The organism is Sphingomonas kyeonggiensis, from assembly GCF_014196745.1.
Taxonomy (GTDB): Bacteria; Pseudomonadota; Alphaproteobacteria; order Sphingomonadales; family Sphingomonadaceae; genus Sphingomonas; species Sphingomonas kyeonggiensis.
On record NZ_JACIEH010000002.1, the window covers coordinates 972,726 to 989,615 of the forward strand.

At 67.8% G+C, this 16,890-nt stretch carries 6 protein-coding genes; 4 read left to right on the plus strand and 2 right to left on the minus strand.

The window, feature by feature from the left end; genetic code table 11:
• The first annotated feature begins 19 nt into the window (after positions 1 to 19).
• From GGR46_RS13340 to GGR46_RS13360, 4 genes are all read left to right on the plus strand, one after another.
• Complete coding sequence (locus GGR46_RS13340) at positions 20 to 652, plus strand: OmpH/Skp family outer membrane protein (protein WP_183998431.1); 633 nt, start codon at positions 20 to 22, stop codon at positions 650 to 652.
• 376 nt (positions 653 to 1,028) lie between these two features.
• A complete protein-coding gene (locus GGR46_RS13350) occupies positions 1,029 to 11,462 on the plus strand; it encodes an autotransporter-associated beta strand repeat-containing protein (RefSeq protein ID WP_221262723.1) in 10,434 nt (3,477 codons plus the stop codon).
• Positions 11,463 to 11,655: 193 nt separating this feature from the next.
• A complete protein-coding gene (locus GGR46_RS13355) occupies positions 11,656 to 12,330 on the plus strand; it encodes an RBBP9/YdeN family alpha/beta hydrolase (protein ID WP_183998434.1) in 675 nt (224 codons plus the stop codon).
• A gap of 50 nt (positions 12,331 to 12,380) precedes the next feature.
• Positions 12,381 to 12,902, plus strand: coding sequence for a thioredoxin family protein (locus GGR46_RS13360; protein ID WP_183998435.1), 522 nt, complete (start codon positions 12,381 to 12,383; stop codon positions 12,900 to 12,902).
• A gap of 57 nt (positions 12,903 to 12,959) precedes the next feature.
• Here GGR46_RS13360 and GGR46_RS13365 read toward each other — a convergent pair whose 3' ends face one another.
• Positions 12,960 to 15,170 (minus strand): TonB-dependent receptor, encoded by a 2,211-nt coding sequence (locus tag GGR46_RS13365; protein WP_246426072.1) that lies wholly within the window; start codon positions 15,168 to 15,170, stop codon positions 12,960 to 12,962.
• Positions 15,171 to 15,328: 158 nt separating this feature from the next.
• A complete protein-coding gene (locus tag GGR46_RS13370) occupies positions 15,329 to 16,879 on the minus strand; it encodes a sulfatase family protein (RefSeq protein ID WP_183998436.1) in 1,551 nt (516 codons plus the stop codon).
• Positions 16,880 to 16,890: the final 11 nt, after the last annotated feature.

Here is a 16,890-nt window from a genome sequence, read left to right on the forward strand (position 1 = left end):
ATCTTTCCTGGGGGTTTCCATGGTCCGTATTATCGTTCTCGGCGCAGCCGCCGCCGTGCTTCTTCCCGCCGGCAGTGCCGCCGCCCAGTCCGTCGGTGGCGCCACGCCTGCCCAGGCCGCGCCGCAGGGGCAGCCGCTCGGCGGCCCGGTGATCCCCGGCGTCTGCCTGCTCTCGCGGGAGGCGATCTTCGCCAACGCCGCGGTCGGCAAGGCGGCGAGCGCGCGGCTGAATGAGCTGACCCAGGCAGCGCAGAGGGAAGTCGACGCGCAGCGCACGCCGCTGGAGACCGAGACGCGGGCGCTCGAGGGGCAGCCCGACAACGCCCAGACCCGCCAGCGCCGCGACCAGCTCGCCCAGCGCTGGCAGACGCTGCGCGCGCTAGCGGCGCACAACAGCCAGGAAATCGAAGCCACCCGGGTCAAGGCGATGGGTCGGATCGCCGGCGAGGCCCAGCCGCTGATCGCCCAGGTCTATGGCCAGAAGAAGTGCGGCCTGCTGCTCGATCGCAGCACCGTTCTCGGCGGCAATTTCGCCAACGACCTGACCGCCGATACGGTCAAGGCGCTCGATGCGCGGATCCAGACCATCACCTTCGAGCGCGAGCGCCTGCCGCAGCAGGCCGCCGCGCCTGCGGCACCGCGCAAGCCGTGATGCGTCGGGGAAGGCCGTGGCGGCAGCGTTCGCGCTGTTCGCCCGCCGCGGCGGCCTTCGCCGGCACCTGACCTGTTCGTCGTCCGCACGCTGCTTCGCCGGAGCGCCGTCCCGTTCCCGGAACAGGGCGGTGCCGGGGGAGGTTGACCGGGAGGACAGACGTGAAACGATAGAGAAAAATCGTTACGCCCATCGACCAGGTCCATGAGCGCGATCCGCACCTGCGCGGCGTTAATCATGATTTTCTTCCAGGGGCTTGGAAAAAACTCCTGTGAATATTCAGGCCCACCGCCCTCATGGAGCCGCGTGGCAGCCCCCATATGGTATATTGACTTAAGCGCGCGCTCGGTCCTCGGTTTTTCCGAGGGGAATCAACATGCCGAGCAATATCGAGTCGTTTGCGATCTTCAGCGCTGCCAGGAAGCGGTTGCGTAAATCGAGGCGGTCGATCCGCTCGGCCACCGCCCTGACCGGCGGCCTGGCCGCGCTGCTGATCGCGGCGCCGGCCTTCGCCCAGCAGGGCGGCGCTGGTGGTTCGGGCGGCTTCGGCAACGGCGGTGCCGGCGGCGACGCGGGACAGCCGGGCGGCGCGGCGACCTGCTCGATCACCCCCTCTACCGGTTGCCTGACGGCGGGCGGCGCTGCCGGTACCGATCCCGGCGGGGACGGCGCCAATGGCAACGTCAATCCCGCCGGCCCTGGCGGCGGCGGTGGCGGTGGCGCCAACGGATCCCTGGCTGCCCCGGTCGGCGGCAATGGCGGCAATGGCGGCAATGGAAACGCCGGCAATTACAGCACCGGCGGCGGAGGCGGCGGCAGCGGCGGCAACGGCGTGGTCCTGACCGGGCCGCTGACCAACAGCGCGACCGTGGCCGGCGGCAATGGCGGCAATGGCGGAGCCGCCGGCGCGACGTTCTTCTCCGGCGGCCCCGCCAATGGCGGCGCGGGCGGCGGCGGCGGTGCGGGCATCGTCGCCAGTGCCGGCGCGGTGATCACCAATCTGTCGGGAGGATCGATCACCGGCGGCTATGGCGGCCTGGGCGGTGCGGGCTCGAACGGTGGCGGCACTGCGGGCGCCGGCGGCGCCGGCGGTGTCGGTATCCGCGGCGCGGACATCACGATCGAGACGGCCGGCAGCATCGCTGGCGGCACGGGCGGCGACGGCGTGACGCGCGCCTATGCGCTGCACTTCACCGGCGGCAGCAACACCCTCAGCCTGCTCGCCGGATGGAGCATCACCGGCGGTATCCAGCTCGACAGCGGCAGCAGCCTCGGCTTCGACGTGGGCGGCACCGAAACACTGGGCAATGTGATCTCCGGCGGCGGATCGATCGGCAAGGCCGGCGCCGGCACGCTGATCCTGACGGGCACCAACAGCTATTCCGGCGAAACGGTCCTGGGTGGCGGCACGCTGCAGATCGACGCGCCGGCCAGCATCGGCAGCGGCGCGATCAAGCTCAATATGGGCACGCTCCGTACGACCTTCGACGGCGCACTCGGCAACCATCTCTTCTGGGAAAGCGGCGCGACCGGCACGCTCGCTGCAGCGACGGGCACGACGCTGACGCTCACCGGCACGCTGAACTATGGCGGCGATACGGAAGTCCGCTTCGGCAGCGCCACCGACACCGGCACGATCATCGCTTCCTTCTTCAGCGGATCGGTGAGCGGGGGATCGCCGAGGCAGGCCATCTTCGGTGGCGGCATTTTCCGGGCGGGAACCGGATTCATGAGCCTCGCGCTGGGCGCCTTCGATTCGGTGCAGATCGATGCGGGCGCGACGCTCGACATCAACGGCGTGCAACCCAGCACGACGCTCAATATCCTCGAAGGTGCCGGCACGCTGCTGAACGACGGTGCCTTCACCATCATCGGCAGCGGCGATTTCGCCGGAATGATCACCGGGTCCCAGAACATCGTCAAGGTCAGCGGCGATACGCTGATCCTCAGTGGCGACAATGACTATAGCGGCACCACCGAGGTCGCTGTCGGCGCGCTGCAGATCGGCGCGGGCGGCAGCAGCGCGACCAGCGGCACGCTGGGAACCGGCAATGTCACCGTATCGAGCGGCGCCAGCCTGATCTTCGCGCGTGCCGATGCGCACACCGTGTCGAACGCAATCGACGGCGACGGATCGGTGGAGCAGGCCGGACCCGGCGTGCTCGAACTGGCCGGCGCCAACAGCTATACCGGCGGCACGCGGATCACCGGGGGGCTGATCAGCTTCACCGGCTCCGGCAATTTCGGCACCGGCAACATCACGCTGAACGGCGGCGGGCTGCAATGGGCCGCCGGCAATACCACCGACATCTCCGCGCGGCTGGATGCGATCGGAGCTGCCGGCGGCGTCTTCGACACCAACGGCAATGACGTGCTGCTGATGAGCGCGCTCTCGGGCAGCGGGCTGACCAAGACCGGCAGCGGGACCCTTACGCTGGCGGGCAGCAACAGCTTCACCGGCACGGTGACGATCAACGACGGCACCCTGTTGCAGAGCAATGCGAACGCCCTTGCCGGCGCGGACGTCGTGCTTGGCGGCGGCACGCTCGACATCGGCAATTACGATCTGCGGCTCGGCCAGGCCCTGGGCATCACCGGCACGGGGACCATCGAATCGTCGGGCACCGGCGGCCTGACGACGGTCAGCGGCGAGGAGGCGGTGTTCGGCAGCAACGGCGGCACGATCACGTCCTCGCTGGGGCTCTCCGTCATCAGCGGCAGCACGCTGACGATGTTGGGCAACAACCTGCTGAGCGGCGGCATCCTGGTGGACGGCAAGCTGGTGATCGGCGAGACCGGTGCGGCGGGTGGCGCGGGCAATATCATCGGCACGATCGGTTCGGTGATCAGCTTCGCCGATGGCGTCGACAATGCCGCGACCATCCTGATCGCCTCGGACACGACGCAGTTCGAAGTGCTGGGCACCGATGTCGCGACGCAGAGCGGCACGATCGCGCAGGACCATGGCGGGCGCGGTTTCGAGAAGATCGGGGGCGGCACGCTGAACCTGACCGGCGCCAATGCGATCGACGGGGCCATCCTGGTCTCGGGCGGCACGCTGGGCTTCAACCAGCAGGGGCTGGGCTCGGTCGTGACGCTGGGGATCGACAATGGCGCTGCGGTCCGTCTGCTCGAGGACGTCGACCATAGCGGCGGCGTGACGATCGGGGCGCTGGGCGGCACGATCGATACCGATACCTATCGCTTCACCGTGTCCGGCGCCGTCGATTTCCAGGGCGAGCTGACCAAGACGGGGTCGGGCACGCTGCTGCTCACCGATCTCAATGAGGCCAGCACGGGCGCCGGCGGCATCAGCGTTTCCGCTGGCACGCTGGCGCTGGCCAACGGCACTGCGCCCGGCACCGGCACGATCAAGCTGGCGGACGCCACGATCCTGCTCAACGCTTCGTGCGGCTGCAGCCTGCTGACGCTGACCAACGCGATCCAGGTCGCGCTGGGCGGCACGGCAACGATCGACGCCGATGGCCATGAGACGGTGCTGGCCGGCACCCTGACCGGCGGCAACCTGATCTTCGCGGACAGCAATGGCGGCGGCACCACGATCCTGAGCGGCACCAACAGCTATGGCGACACGAGCGTCGGGGGCGGCGCCACGCTCCTGGTCGGCGATGGTGGCACCACCGGCACGCTCGGCACCGGTACCGTCACCACCGACGGCATGCTCGCCTTCAACCGTTCGGACGAGGTCACCCTGGCCACCGCGATCGGCGGCAGCGGCCTGCTCGGGCAGTTCGGTACCGGCAAGCTGATCCTCACCGCCGACAACAGCTATTCCGGCGGTACGCTGATCCTCAATCCCGACGGCACGATCCAGGTGGGCGACGGCGGTACCACCGGCAGGCTCGGCACGGGCGCCATCGTCCTTGGCGGCGGCAGCCTGATCTTCAACCGCTCGGACGACATCACCGTCGCGGACAGCATTGCGGGCATCGGCCAGATCACCAAGCTCGGCGCGGGCATGCTGACGCTCAGCGGAGACAATCTCGACAGCCAGAATATCGGCGTCGGCCCCTATGTCGGCAACATCTCGATCCTGGCCGGCACCCTGGCCGTCGGCGAATTCGGCCTTGGCGGGAGCGAACTGGTCGAGATCGACAATGGCGCGACGCTGAAGGCGCTCAAGGACGCCTTTGCCGGCGACATGGCGATCCTGTCGGGCGGCGGCACGATCGATACCGGCAACTTCACCCTGGAGTTGTTCGGTTCGATCGACTTCCAGGGCGAGCTGACCAAGACCGGCTCGGGCACGCTGCTGATCGACGACAGTTTCGAGGAAGGCATCGGTGCCGGTGGCATCAACGTCACCGCGGGCACGCTCGGCCTCGGCAGCGACTTCGCGGCCGGTACCGGCCTGATCAAGCTGGCGAACGGCACCACGCTGCTCAATGCGGCCTGTGGCTGCTCGCGCCTCGACATCGACAACGAGATTCAGATCGCGCTCGGCGGGGCGGTGACCTTTGACGGCGGGGGCAACAATACCGACCTGAACGGCGCGATCAGCGGCGGCGACGTGCACTTCACCACCAGCGTCTCCGGGCCCTTTGCCGGGAGCATCTTCCGGCTCAACGGCGCGAACAGCTATGGCGAGACGCGGATCGGGCCCAATGTGGCGCTGATCGTCTATGACGGGACGCTGGGCACCGGCAACGTCACCTTCGACGCCGCCGCATCGGACCCGACCACGCCGGCCGCGCTCGTCTTCCAGAACGCCACCGACTACAGCTTTGGCGGCAAGATCATCGGCGCGGGCATCGTCAGCATCGAGGCCGATTCCGGCAGCTCGGTCACGTTGACCGGCTCGAACAGCGCGACCGAGAATTTCACCGGTGCGGTGGAAGTGCTCAGCGGTCGCCTCGTGCTCAACGGGGATTTCGGTGACGTGGTGGGCAACACTGCGACGCTGCTGATCGACGACAGCTGCTTCTGCGGCGGCACGGCGCCGTCGCTGGGCGGCAGCGGTGTCTTCCATGGCAGTATCGACCTGGGCAACGCCGAACTCAATCCCGGCAACAGCCCGGGCACGCTGGTCATCGCGGGCAATCTGAACCTGGGCGCCGGCACGATCCTCAACTTCGAGCTGGGTGAGCCCGGCAAGCCGGGCGGGACCAGCAACGACCTGGTCACCGTCGGCGGCAACCTGGTGCTCAACGGCACGCTCAACACGATCGCCTCGGGCGCGGGCTATGGCCCCGGCTATTATCGCCTGTTCAACTATGGCGGCACGCTGACCGACAACGAGCTCCTCATCGGCTCGATCGCCGGCGGTCTCGATGCGCAGGTCCTGACCAACATCAACGGCCAGGTGAACCTGCGCCTGGGCGGCGCCCAGGCCATCCAATATTGGGATGGGGCAGACACGGGCGCCAGCGCCGCGACGGGCGGCAATGGCGGCGCGGGTACCTGGAACGGCACCAGCACCAACTGGACCGGCCCGACCGGCTACGCGATCAACGACAGCTGGAAGAGCCAGGTCGGCGTGTTCGCCGGTGCGGCCGGCGGCATCGTCACCGTCGAGGGCACGCAGAGCTTCGAGGAACTGCGCTTCGAGACCAACGGCTATGCGCTGCGCCCGTCCAATGGAAGCGCGCGGCTGAACACCACTGGCGGCTTCTCGATCATCGATGTCGCGAGCAGCATCACCGCCGATATCGGCGTGACCATCCAGGGCGGCGCTGGCCTGGACAAGACCGGCGCGGGAACGCTGATCCTCTCCGCCGTCAACACCTATAACGGCGCCACCGACATCGCCGCGGGCACGCTCAGGCTGGGCATCAACAACGCGATCTCGAACCAGTCGGCGCTCAACGTCCAGGCGGGCGCGACCTTCGACCTCGCAGGTTTCCAGACCTCCGTCGGTTCGATCCAGGGCGCAGGCGATATCACCCTTGGCGGCGGCCGGCTCGCGGTCGGCTATGACAACAGCTCGACTCTCTTCAGCGGCACGATCACCGGCCCCGATGGCGGCGCTTCCACCCTCATCAAGAACGGCAGCGGCACGCTGACCGTGGATGGCAGCATCGCGCTCGGCATGAGCGGCGGGGTCAATTCCTTCCTCCAGGTCAACAACGGCACGCTCCGGATCGCCGGCACCGGCAGCCTCAGCGGGGACTTTGTCCAGAGCTTCTCGACGATCGAGAACAACGGCACGATCACCGCCCAGCTTCAGAGCTTCGGCAGCCTGACCAATGCCAGCACCGGTGTGATCCATGGGCTCACCCAGAGTTTCTCGGCGTTCGACAATTACGGGACGATGGGTGCGCTGGTGTCGATCACCGGTACTGCGGTCAACCACGGCTCCGGCGTGATCAACGGCTCCGTACAGACCTTCGACGACTTCACCAGCACCGGCATCATCAACGGCGCGATCAGCAACTTCGGCAGCGCGCATATCGCGAACCAGGTCAACGGCGATATCCTCAACCTGCAGCCCGGCGCGATCGTCACGCTCACCGGCACGGTGAGCGGGATCGCCAATTATCAGGGCGCGCAGGGCTCGCTGCTCGATCTTGCCGGTTTCGACACCACGGTCGGGTCGCTCCACCATAATGACGTTGGTGGCGATATCCAGCTCGGTACCGCCACGCTGACGATTGGCGGTACGCGGCCGAGCGCGTCGTTCACCGGCGCGATTCACGGCAGCGGCGGCCTGATCAAGACCGGCGCGGGCGAACAGATCCTGGGCGGGCTGAACGACTATACCGGCACCACGGTGATCAGCGGCGGTACGCTGCGCCTGATCGATGGCGGTGCGATCGGCGCGGGCGCCGTCACCAACAATGCGACGCTCGCATTCGACGGCACGCTCGACCGGGTGTTCGCCAACACGATCCAGGGCAGCGGCGGCCTGACCAAGACGGGCGCCGGCATGGTCGCGCTGACCGGAGCCAACAGCTATGCCGGCACCAACGCGGTGCTCGGCGGCACGCTCGGCTTCGACAACGCCCAGGCGCTCGGCACCGGCGCGATCACGCTGGACGACGACACCCGGCTGCGCAACCTCCAGGGCGTTTCCGCCATCTCGCTGTCGAACACCATCCAGGTTTCCGGCATGGCGACGCTGCAGGGCGTGGGCGGCTCCAGCACGACGTTCAACGGCGCGATCAGCGGCGACACGGTGCGCTTCGGCCTGTCGGGTGGCGGTGCCACTTCCTTCACGCTGGCTTCTGCCAACAGCTATGGCGATACCCGGATTGGGGGCGGCGTGGCGCTGACCGTGGGTGCGGGCGGCTCGCTGGGCAGCGGAAACACCGTGTTCGAGGCGAACCCGACCCCCGCTTCGCTGACCTTCGCCAACAGCAGCAACTACAGCTATGCGGGCGTGATCTCGGGCGCCGGTTCGATCCTGGTCAATACCGCAATGCCAGGCACTTCGGTCTCCCTGACGGGCTCGAACACCGCCAGCGACAATTTCACCGGCGCGGTGACCGTCGACAGCGGCAAGCTGGTGCTGGGCGGCGATTTCGGCGACGTGGTGAACAACGGCGCCAGCCTGACGCTGAACGGCGGCTCGCTGGGCGGCAGCGGCACCTTCCATGGCGATGTGACCTTCGGCAACGCGTCGCTCAATCCGGGGAACAGCCCGGGCACGCTCACCATCGCCGGCAACCTGACGCTCGGTGCCGCGACCATCCTCAATTTCGAGCTCGGCGAGGCGGGCACCGTCGGCGGGGTCAACAACGACCTGGTCAATGTCGGTGGCAACCTGACGCTTGACGGCACGCTCAACGTCATTGCCCAGCCGACCTTCGGCGAGGGCTATTACCGGCTGTTCAACTATGGCGGGTCGCTGACCGACAACGGGCTGAACCTTGGCGCGCTGCCGGGGGGCTATTCTCCGACCTTGCTCACCAACATCGCGGGCCAGGTGAACATCCTGTTCTCCAGCAGCCCCCAGGCGATCCAATATTGGGATGGCAGCGACCTGACCGGCAGCTCGACCGCGGCCGGCGGCAATGGCGGTGCGGGCATCTGGAGCACAGGCGGCACCAACTGGACGGCACCGACCGGCTATGGCGTCAACGACAGCTGGCGCAGCCAGGTCGCGGTGTTCGGCGGTGCGGCGGGTGGTGCCGTCACCGTGCAGGGCACCCAAGCCTTCCAGGAGCTGCGCTTCACCACCACCGGCTACACGATCGCTGGCGCAACCGCCGCGAACGGGCTGGCGACGACGGGCGGCTTCTCGGTGGTCGATGTGTCCACCGGCGTGGCCGCGACGATCAACGCCGCTATCTCGGGCACCGGCGGGCTGACCAAGACCGGCACCGGCACGCTCAGCCTGGGCGGGGTCAACAGCTATGCGGGCACCACCACGGTCTCCGCTGGGCAGCTCAATCTGCTCGCGGGCGGATCGATCGCCGGCAGCGTGGTCAACCAGGCGAGCTTCGCCAATGCCGGCACGGTGACTGGCGCGGTGCAGAACGATGGGACCTTCACCAACAGCGGCACCGTGACCGGAGCCGTGCAGAACAACGCCACGCTCACCAGCACCGGCGCGCTCGCCGGCGGGCTGGTCAACAGCGGCACCGCGACCCTGGCTGGCACGGTAGGCACCGGGATCGTCAACAACGGGGCGGTGACCTTCAGCGGCGCCGCGACGGTTGCCGCCCTGCAGCAGGTCGCCGCTGGGACGTTCAACCTGGCCGGCTTCGGCGTGTCGCTCGGCACGCTCGGCGGATCGGGCGCGATCAGCCTGGGTGGCGGTGCGTTGAGCGTGGGGACGGGCAACGGCAATTCGTCCTTCGCCGGCACCATCTCGGGTGCGGGCAGCCTGACCAAGACCGGCACCGGCACGCTGGTGCTCACCGGCACGGCCAGCCAGACGGGCGGCACGACGATCTCGGGCGGCACGCTGCAGATTGGCACAGGGGGCACCACCGGCGCGCTCTCGGGCGCGATCACCAACAACGGCGTGCTGGTGCTCAACCGCAGCGATGCGGTTACGCTGGCCAATGTGATGTCGGGCACCGGCGGCTTCGTCCAGGCCGGGACCGGGACGACCACGCTGACCGGCGCCAACAGCTATGGCGGCGGCACGCTGGTCTCCGCGGGCAGGCTGCGCGGCGACACGGCCTCGCTGCAGGGCGCCATCCGGAACGACGGAACGCTCGAGTTCGCCCAGACCGGGGCCGGCACCTATGCCGGCAGCCTGTCGGGCGCGGGCCTGCTCGAGAAGACCGGCACCGGTACGATCAGCTTCACCGGCAACAGCGCGACCTTCACCGGCGCGACCAGCGTACTTGCCGGCACGCTGGCGCTGAACGGCCTGCTCTCGCACTCGACGATCACGGTGCGCAACGGCGCGACGGTGATGGGCACCGGCACGGCGGGCGGGCTCGTCGTGCAGAGCGGCGGCACGATCGCGCCGGGCAACAGCGTCGGCACCTTCAATGTCGCCGGCAATGTGCTGTTCCAGGCGGGCTCGCTGTTCGCGGCCGAGGTTCAGGCGAGCGGCGCCGACCGGATCCAGGCGACCGGCACCGCGCAGCTGAACGGCACGCTGCAGATCATCAACCTGGGCGGCAACTACGCGATCAACAGCAGCTTCGTGCTGCTCCATGCCGATGCCGGCGTTACGGGGACCTTCACCGTCAGCGGCCTCAACGGCTTCGGCTTGGCCTATCGTCCGAAGATCATCTACACCGCCAACGAGGTTCAACTGCTCCTCGCGCCGAACCAGCTCTCCGCGGTCCTCGGCACCGGCGTTCCGCTCACCTACAACCAGCTGAGCGCGATCAGTCGCCTCGACGCTGCCGTGGTGACCGGCGGCTATGATCCGACGCCGCTGAGCGCGCTCTACAGCCTCGCTCCCGCGGCGATTCCCGCGGCGCTCGACCAGCTTTCCGGCGAGATCTATGCCGACGCCACGCGGGCGGCGCTGGAGGACGAGCGGGTGGTGCGCGAGGCGGTGGTCGGCCGGCTCGCGGATGCGGCCGATGCCGGGCTTTCGGGCAATGGCGCCTGGGGCCAGGTGATCGGCAGCTGGGGCAGCGTCGACAGCGACGGCAATGCCGCCGGCTATGACGTGAACCGCGCCGGCATGATCATGGGCCTGGACGGCGGCTCGGCGACCGAGGACGGATCGGTGCGCGCCGGTGTGATGGGGCATTATACCCGCATCACCGTGCCTGCCGACGCGCGCGGCAGCCGTGCCACGATCGACCGGACGGGCGGGGGCTTCTACGCCGGCGCCGCGATGGGCGGCCTGCGCGTCCGCGCCGGCGCATCGCTCTCATTGCTCGACCTCAAGGCGAAGCGCCAGATCGCGGTGCCGGGCCTCACCGCCACCGAACGCGGCAAGGCGCAGGGTGTGATGCTCCAGACCTTCGGCGAGATCAGCTACCGGATTCAGGCTGGCGCGGGCAGCTTCGTCGAGCCCTATCTGGCCGGCAGCGCCACCCGGGTGCGCTTCAACCGCTTCGCCGAGAGCAGCGGCCCGGTGGCGCTGATCGTGCGCGAGCAGAAGAGTGTGCTCGGCATCGCCGAGCTGGGCCTGCGCGGCGAAGTGCCGCTGGCCGGTGGCGATACCGGCGGCGTGCGGCTGGGCGGCAATCTCGGCCTGCGTACCGCCTTTGGCGATCGCGCCGCCAACCCGGCCATCGCCCTGACCGCGGCGGCCGGCCAGGCGTTCAACGTGCGTTCGGCGGAGATCGACCGCTTCGCGGCGGCGGCGAACCTGAACCTCAGCGCCGATCTGAGCGACACGCTGAGCCTGCGTATCGGCTATAGCGGCGTGCTGGGCGGAGGTGTCCGGGAGCATGGGGGGCGTGGGACGCTCAGCCTGCGGTTCTGATCGCGGCGGTTGCCGATGTGAAATGGGGCCGTCACCCTCGGGGTGGCGGCCTCATTGCCGTTCAGCCCGGCGATGGGGGCGGTGAAGTCGGCCAAAATGCCGCTTCTCCTTCGCCAAGTTTTTAATTCATAGCGAATCGATGGGATTTATGTTCACATCCACTGCCTGAGGCTTCGGCAGTGAGAGGTGTGACATGCGTTTTGTCGAGGATGGTCCGATCAAGCTGCTCACCGTACCGGGAATTGACGGGTCGGGAGCCAGGCATTGGCAGAGCGCCTGGGAGCGCGACCTGGAGGATTGCTACCGGGTGGACCTTGGCTGCTGGGACGATCCCATCCGCAATGTCTGGATCAGCCGGCTCGACCAGGCGGTCCACGAAGCCCGCGGCGAAGTCGTCCTGATCGCGCATAGCCTGGGCTGCCAGACGGTTGCGTGGTGGGCGCGGCTGCTGGGGCCGAGCGGGGTGTCCTCGGTTCGGGGCGCGCTGCTCGTGGCGCCGCCCGATGTCGACTTCCAGGAGGTCGATCCGAGGCTGGATCGCTTCGCCCCCAATCTCGATGTCGCCTTTCCGTTTCCGGCACTCGTGGTCGCGAGCCGTGACGATCCCTATGCCACGGTTTCACGCGCCCGCGAGATCGCTGGTCAATGGGGCGCGGCGTTCGTCGATGCCGGCGAGCTGGGTCACATCAACGCCAATTCGGACATTGCCGACTGGACCGAGGGCCAGGCGCTCGCCGAGCTGGTCGCCTCCGGGATCCGGGACCATTCCCAGATCGAGCGGCTGGCAGCCGATCTGCTGGCCGTGCCTGCAGGACCTGGCCGGCGGCAGAGCGGCCTCTCGGCATTCGAACCGCGGAGCGCGGCCTGAGGCGGGCGCGCGGAATCCTTTCCATCCTCAATGATCGAACGGAGCCATTCATGAAATCCTTGCCCGTGCTGGCGGTTCTCGCCGTGCCGTTCCTGCTCGCCGCTGCCGCGCCCGATCGGGCGCCGCACGTGCCGATCACGTCGTTCGAGCAGTTGCCCAAGCCGTTGCCGCTCCCCTATGACGAGAGCGCCAATGCCGACCAGGCGGTCGCGGCGGCGAAGCTGCGGGCCAAGCGAGCCGGCGAGCGGCTGATCATCGACCTTGGCGGCAACTGGTGCCTCGATTGCCGATTGCTCGCGGGCACGCTGGAACTGCCGGCGCTGAAGGGCTGGCTCGCCAGCCGCTATGAGATCGTCACGGTCGATATCGGCCGGTTCGACAAGAACCTGCAGATCCCGGCGCATTACGGCATCCGCTCGCGGCTCGAAGGCGTGCCCGCGCTGCTGATCGTCGATCCCGGGACCGACAAGCTGGTCAATGGCCGCAGCATCGCGGCGCTGGCGGATGCGCGCAGCCTGACGCCGCAGGCGCTTGCCGACTGGCTCGCCCAATGGTCTCCCGAGCGCAGATAGATCGGGGACGAACGGAGGGAAGCGGACGGGCAGGTGCCCGCCCGCTTCTTCTTTGCCTCAGAAGTTCAGATTGGCGTTGATCCCGACATAGCGGCTGTTGTCACGCGGCACGAAGCGCGACACGCCCGCTACCGCGCCATAGCCGATCGCCGGTGAATAATGCTGGTTGGCGATGTTCTTGATCAGCGCGCGGATCTCCCAGCCCTTGCCGGCATCGCTCACCAGCCCGATCGAGGCGTTCCAGATGCCATAGGCCGGCTGGACCGTGTCGGGGGTCTGGGTGATCGAATATTGGGTGTCGTCCTTCCAGCTGAAATCGCTCTGGAGGTCGATGCCGAGCGTGTCGGTGACGGGCACCCGGTAGCTGCCATCGACATGGAACTTCCACTTGGGTGCGAAGGGCAGGGGCTGCCCGTCGACATTGGCGCAGGCGCCGCCGGCCGAGGCCGGGCAGAGGAATTGATCGATATGCGCGTCGTTGTACGCGAAGGCGCCGCTCAGCCGCAGGTTCTGCACGGGCCGCAGCGTGATGTCGCCCTCGACACCCCGGGACGAGACGTCGCCGGCGTTGATCAGGCGGGTGACCAGCGTGCCGAGATAGGTGTCCTGGAAATTCGCCTGGAAGCCCTGGAACTTGGTCAGATAGGCAGCCAGGCTGTAGGTGACCGCGCCGTTGCCGCTGCTGCCCTTCAGGCCAGCCTCGAAGCTGTTCGAGGTCTCTGGCGCCAGCGGGTTAACGTCGAACGCCTGCATGTTGAAGAACACGTTGTAGGCCGGGCCCTTATAGCCGCGCGAATAGGTGGCGTAGAGGTTCAGGCGATCGCTCAGGTCGTACTGGAGGCCGGCGCGCAGGCTGAAGTCGGTCCGGTTGGTATCCCCCGAGCTCGAATAGGAGGGGCGGATGCCCGCCACGCCGGTGGCGGTGGTCGCCACGCGGGCGTGCTCGTACGCGAGATCGTCATGGATCAGCCGCCCGCCCAGGATCGCGCGGAACCGGGGCGTGAAGTTGATATTGGCCTCGCCGAACACCGAGTAGTTGTCCAGATCGGTGCGGTAGTTTGCGACACCCAGGTCGAAGACCGGTGTGCCGGCGACGAGGCGGGTGACGCCGCGCTGGTAGCGCTCGCGGGCGACGGTGTGGAAATAATAGAGGCCGACGACATAGTCGATCAGCTTGCCCTTGGGCGAGGTGAGGCGCAGCTCCTGCGAGAACTGGTCGGAATCGACCTTGCCGATATCCTCGCCCCTGGCGGTCGCCGCGGTGAGGGGCCCGACCGAGTCCCAATCCTGGTGCTGGCGGTTCTTCCAGCCACGATAGGCGGTGATCGAGGTCAGCGTGTGATCGCCGATGCCGATCTCTGCGGTGAAGGAGCCGCCGTAATTCTTGTCGCGCACGTCCGCGTCGAAGCTCGGCGCGACCCGGGTGTTGTTCGCGCCCGGCACGATGCCCGACGCGGCGAGGATCGCCGCGAGATCCGCATTGGGCGTCACCGTGCCGGAGGGATAGGCGACGCGCGAGGTGGAGACGAACACGCCGGTCGGCACATTCTCGTAGGTGAAGACATAGTCGCCGGCGAGGGTGAACTTGAGGTTGTCCGCCGGCCGGTAGACCAGCTTGGCGCGGCCGCCCTGCCGATCATAGCCGTTGACCCAGTCACCGGTGGTGACGTTGCGGACATTGCCCTTGAACCCGCCGAGCAGGCCGGTGACCGCGAAACCCCAATCGTCGCCGATCGGGCCGGAGGCGCCCAGGCGGACACGGTATTCGCCGCCCTCATAGATGCCGAGCTGTGCGTTGAAGCCGAGCTGCCTGGCGGGCTCCTTGGAGACGATGTTGATCACGCCGGCCGAGGCGTTCTTGCCGAACAGCGTGCCCTGGGGCCCGCGCAGGATCTCGACGCGCTCGATATCGAGCAGGTCGAGCGTGGACTGGCCCGGGCGGGCGAGGACGACGCCGTCGATCACCGTCGCCACCGAAGGCTCGACGCCGGGCGAGGTGGTGATCGTGCCGATGCCGCGGATGAAGGTCGAGCGGTCCTTGTTCGACGATCCCGCACGGAAATCGAGCGTCGGCACCGTCTGGGCGATGTCCTGCAAGGTATTGAGATTCTGGGCCGCGAGCGTGTCACCCTTCAACGCGGTGATCGCGATCGGCACATCGGTGAGAGACTCCGTGCGGAAGCGCGCGGTGACGACGATCTCGCCATTGTCCTGCGCTGCCGGGGTACCGTTGGTCTCCTGCGCATGCGCCGGCGCGAGGGCCGCCAAGGCGCTCCCCGCCAGCATGGCAAGGCGCGACGCCGAGCGGACGCGTCCGTATCCTTTTCTTTGCATTGTTTACTCCCTGAGCTTCCGGGAGAGGATATCCTACCAATTTGGTGGGGAAATAAACTTTTGCTTTGCGGGACAGCGGGCCGGGCTTCGGGTCAGGGCCTGGGGGGCTGGAGGAAGCGCGGCGGGAAGGGTGCACCGACAGATCCCCTTGCATTCCGAAGTTCATTCCGCCCGCCGGAATCGACGCTGAGCGGGATCTGCATGCCGCCGGTTTCCTCGAGGATCCGGAACAGCCGCTCGCTCATCCGCTGGGCGAGCGCCTCATGGCCCGGGCGGGCCAGGAGATTGTCGGTCTCGTGCGGATCGGTGGCCAGGTCGTACAGCTCGTCCAGGTCCCAGATGCCGTGGAAGTGCATGTATTTGTAGCGGTCTTCGCGCAGCGCATGGACAGTGGGGGTCTGGGGGAAATTGCGTTCCCAATAATATTCGTAGAGCAGCTCGCTGCGCCATGGCACGGACTGGCCGCGCGCCAGCGGCAGCATGTTCGCGCCGGCCAACCCTTCGGGCGCCTCGAGCCCGGCCGCCGCCAGCATCGTGGGGGCAATGTCAATATTGGCGACCACTTGTTCCACTGCGCCATGCCCGAACAGCGCCGGGCAGCGCGCCAGCAGCGGCACGCGCATCGATTCCTCATAGGCGGTGCGCTTGTCGATCAGCCCGTGCTCGCCGAACATGAAGCCGTTGTCGCCCATGTAGACGATCAGTGTGTCGTCGAGCTCGCCGCGCTGCTCGAGCAGGTCCAGGATCCGCGCCAGCCCTTCGTCGACGGCCAGCAGCGTCTCCATGTAGCGCTTGTAGTAATCGGCGATGTCGAGCGTGCCGTGATAGGCGAAATCGACCCCGTGCCAGCTGTTGCGCTGGTTCTCGACCCACATCGGCCGGCCGGGCGCGCCCGGCTGCATCGAGGCGGGATAGCGGAACGTCTCCCCCGCATATTTCCCGGCATGTCGGGGTGCCGGAATGAACTCGGAATGCACCGCCTTGTGCGCGAGGTGCATCATCCAGGGGCGCTTGCCGTCGCGCTTGCCGATCCAGTCGAGCGCGTACTCGGTGAGCTCGTCGGTGATGTAGCCCTTTTGCGGGACGTTGCGACCATCGACGTTCAGTCCGTTCGCATCGGGCAGGTAGCTGCCCTGGCCCTTGAAGCTCACCCAATGATCGAAGCCCGGCTGGGGCGCATCGGTCTCCGCACCCATGTGCCATTTGCCGATAAAGGCAGTCTCATAGCCCGCCTCGCGCAGATACTCCGGATAATAGACCAGGCCCGGCGGGATCGGGTGGTTGTTGTCCACCACCCGGTGCTGGTGCGCATAGAGGCCGGTGAGGATCGAGGCGCGCGAGGGCGAGCAGAGCGCGGTGGTGACGAAGGCGTTGCGGAAGTGCACGCCTTCACGCGCCAGACGATCGAGCGTCGGCGTCTCGCCGAAATCCTGGGCCTTCATGAAGCCCATCGCGTCGTAGCGATGATCGTCGGTCAGGACGAAGAGGATGTTGCGCGGCTTCACGCCAGGCACCCGTTTCAGACGCCGTTGTTGGCGCTTCTCCCGGCGGCTCTGCTTCGCCTCGGCCTGCCACGAATAGAGCCCGAACGCGCCGCCGCTTCCCGCCAGCAGCACCCCACGGCGATCGATATTGTCCGTCATCCTGTCACCTC

What these genes read in the sequence shown, in the direction of transcription:
- GGR46_RS13340 (WP_183998431.1), top strand. Translation starts at nt 20, where the DNA reads ATGGTCCGTATTATCGTTCTCGGCGCAGCCGCCGCCGTGCTTCTTCCC.
- GGR46_RS13350 (WP_221262723.1), top strand. Translation starts at nt 1,029, where the DNA reads ATGCCGAGCAATATCGAGTCGTTTGCGATCTTCAGCGCTGCCAGGAAG.
- GGR46_RS13355 (WP_183998434.1), top strand. Translation starts at nt 11,656, where the DNA reads ATGCGTTTTGTCGAGGATGGTCCGATCAAGCTGCTCACCGTACCGGGA.
- GGR46_RS13360 (WP_183998435.1), top strand. Translation starts at nt 12,381, where the DNA reads ATGAAATCCTTGCCCGTGCTGGCGGTTCTCGCCGTGCCGTTCCTGCTC.
- GGR46_RS13370 (WP_183998436.1), bottom strand. Translation starts at nt 16,879, where the DNA reads ATGACGGACAATATCGATCGCCGTGGGGTGCTGCTGGCGGGAAGCGGC.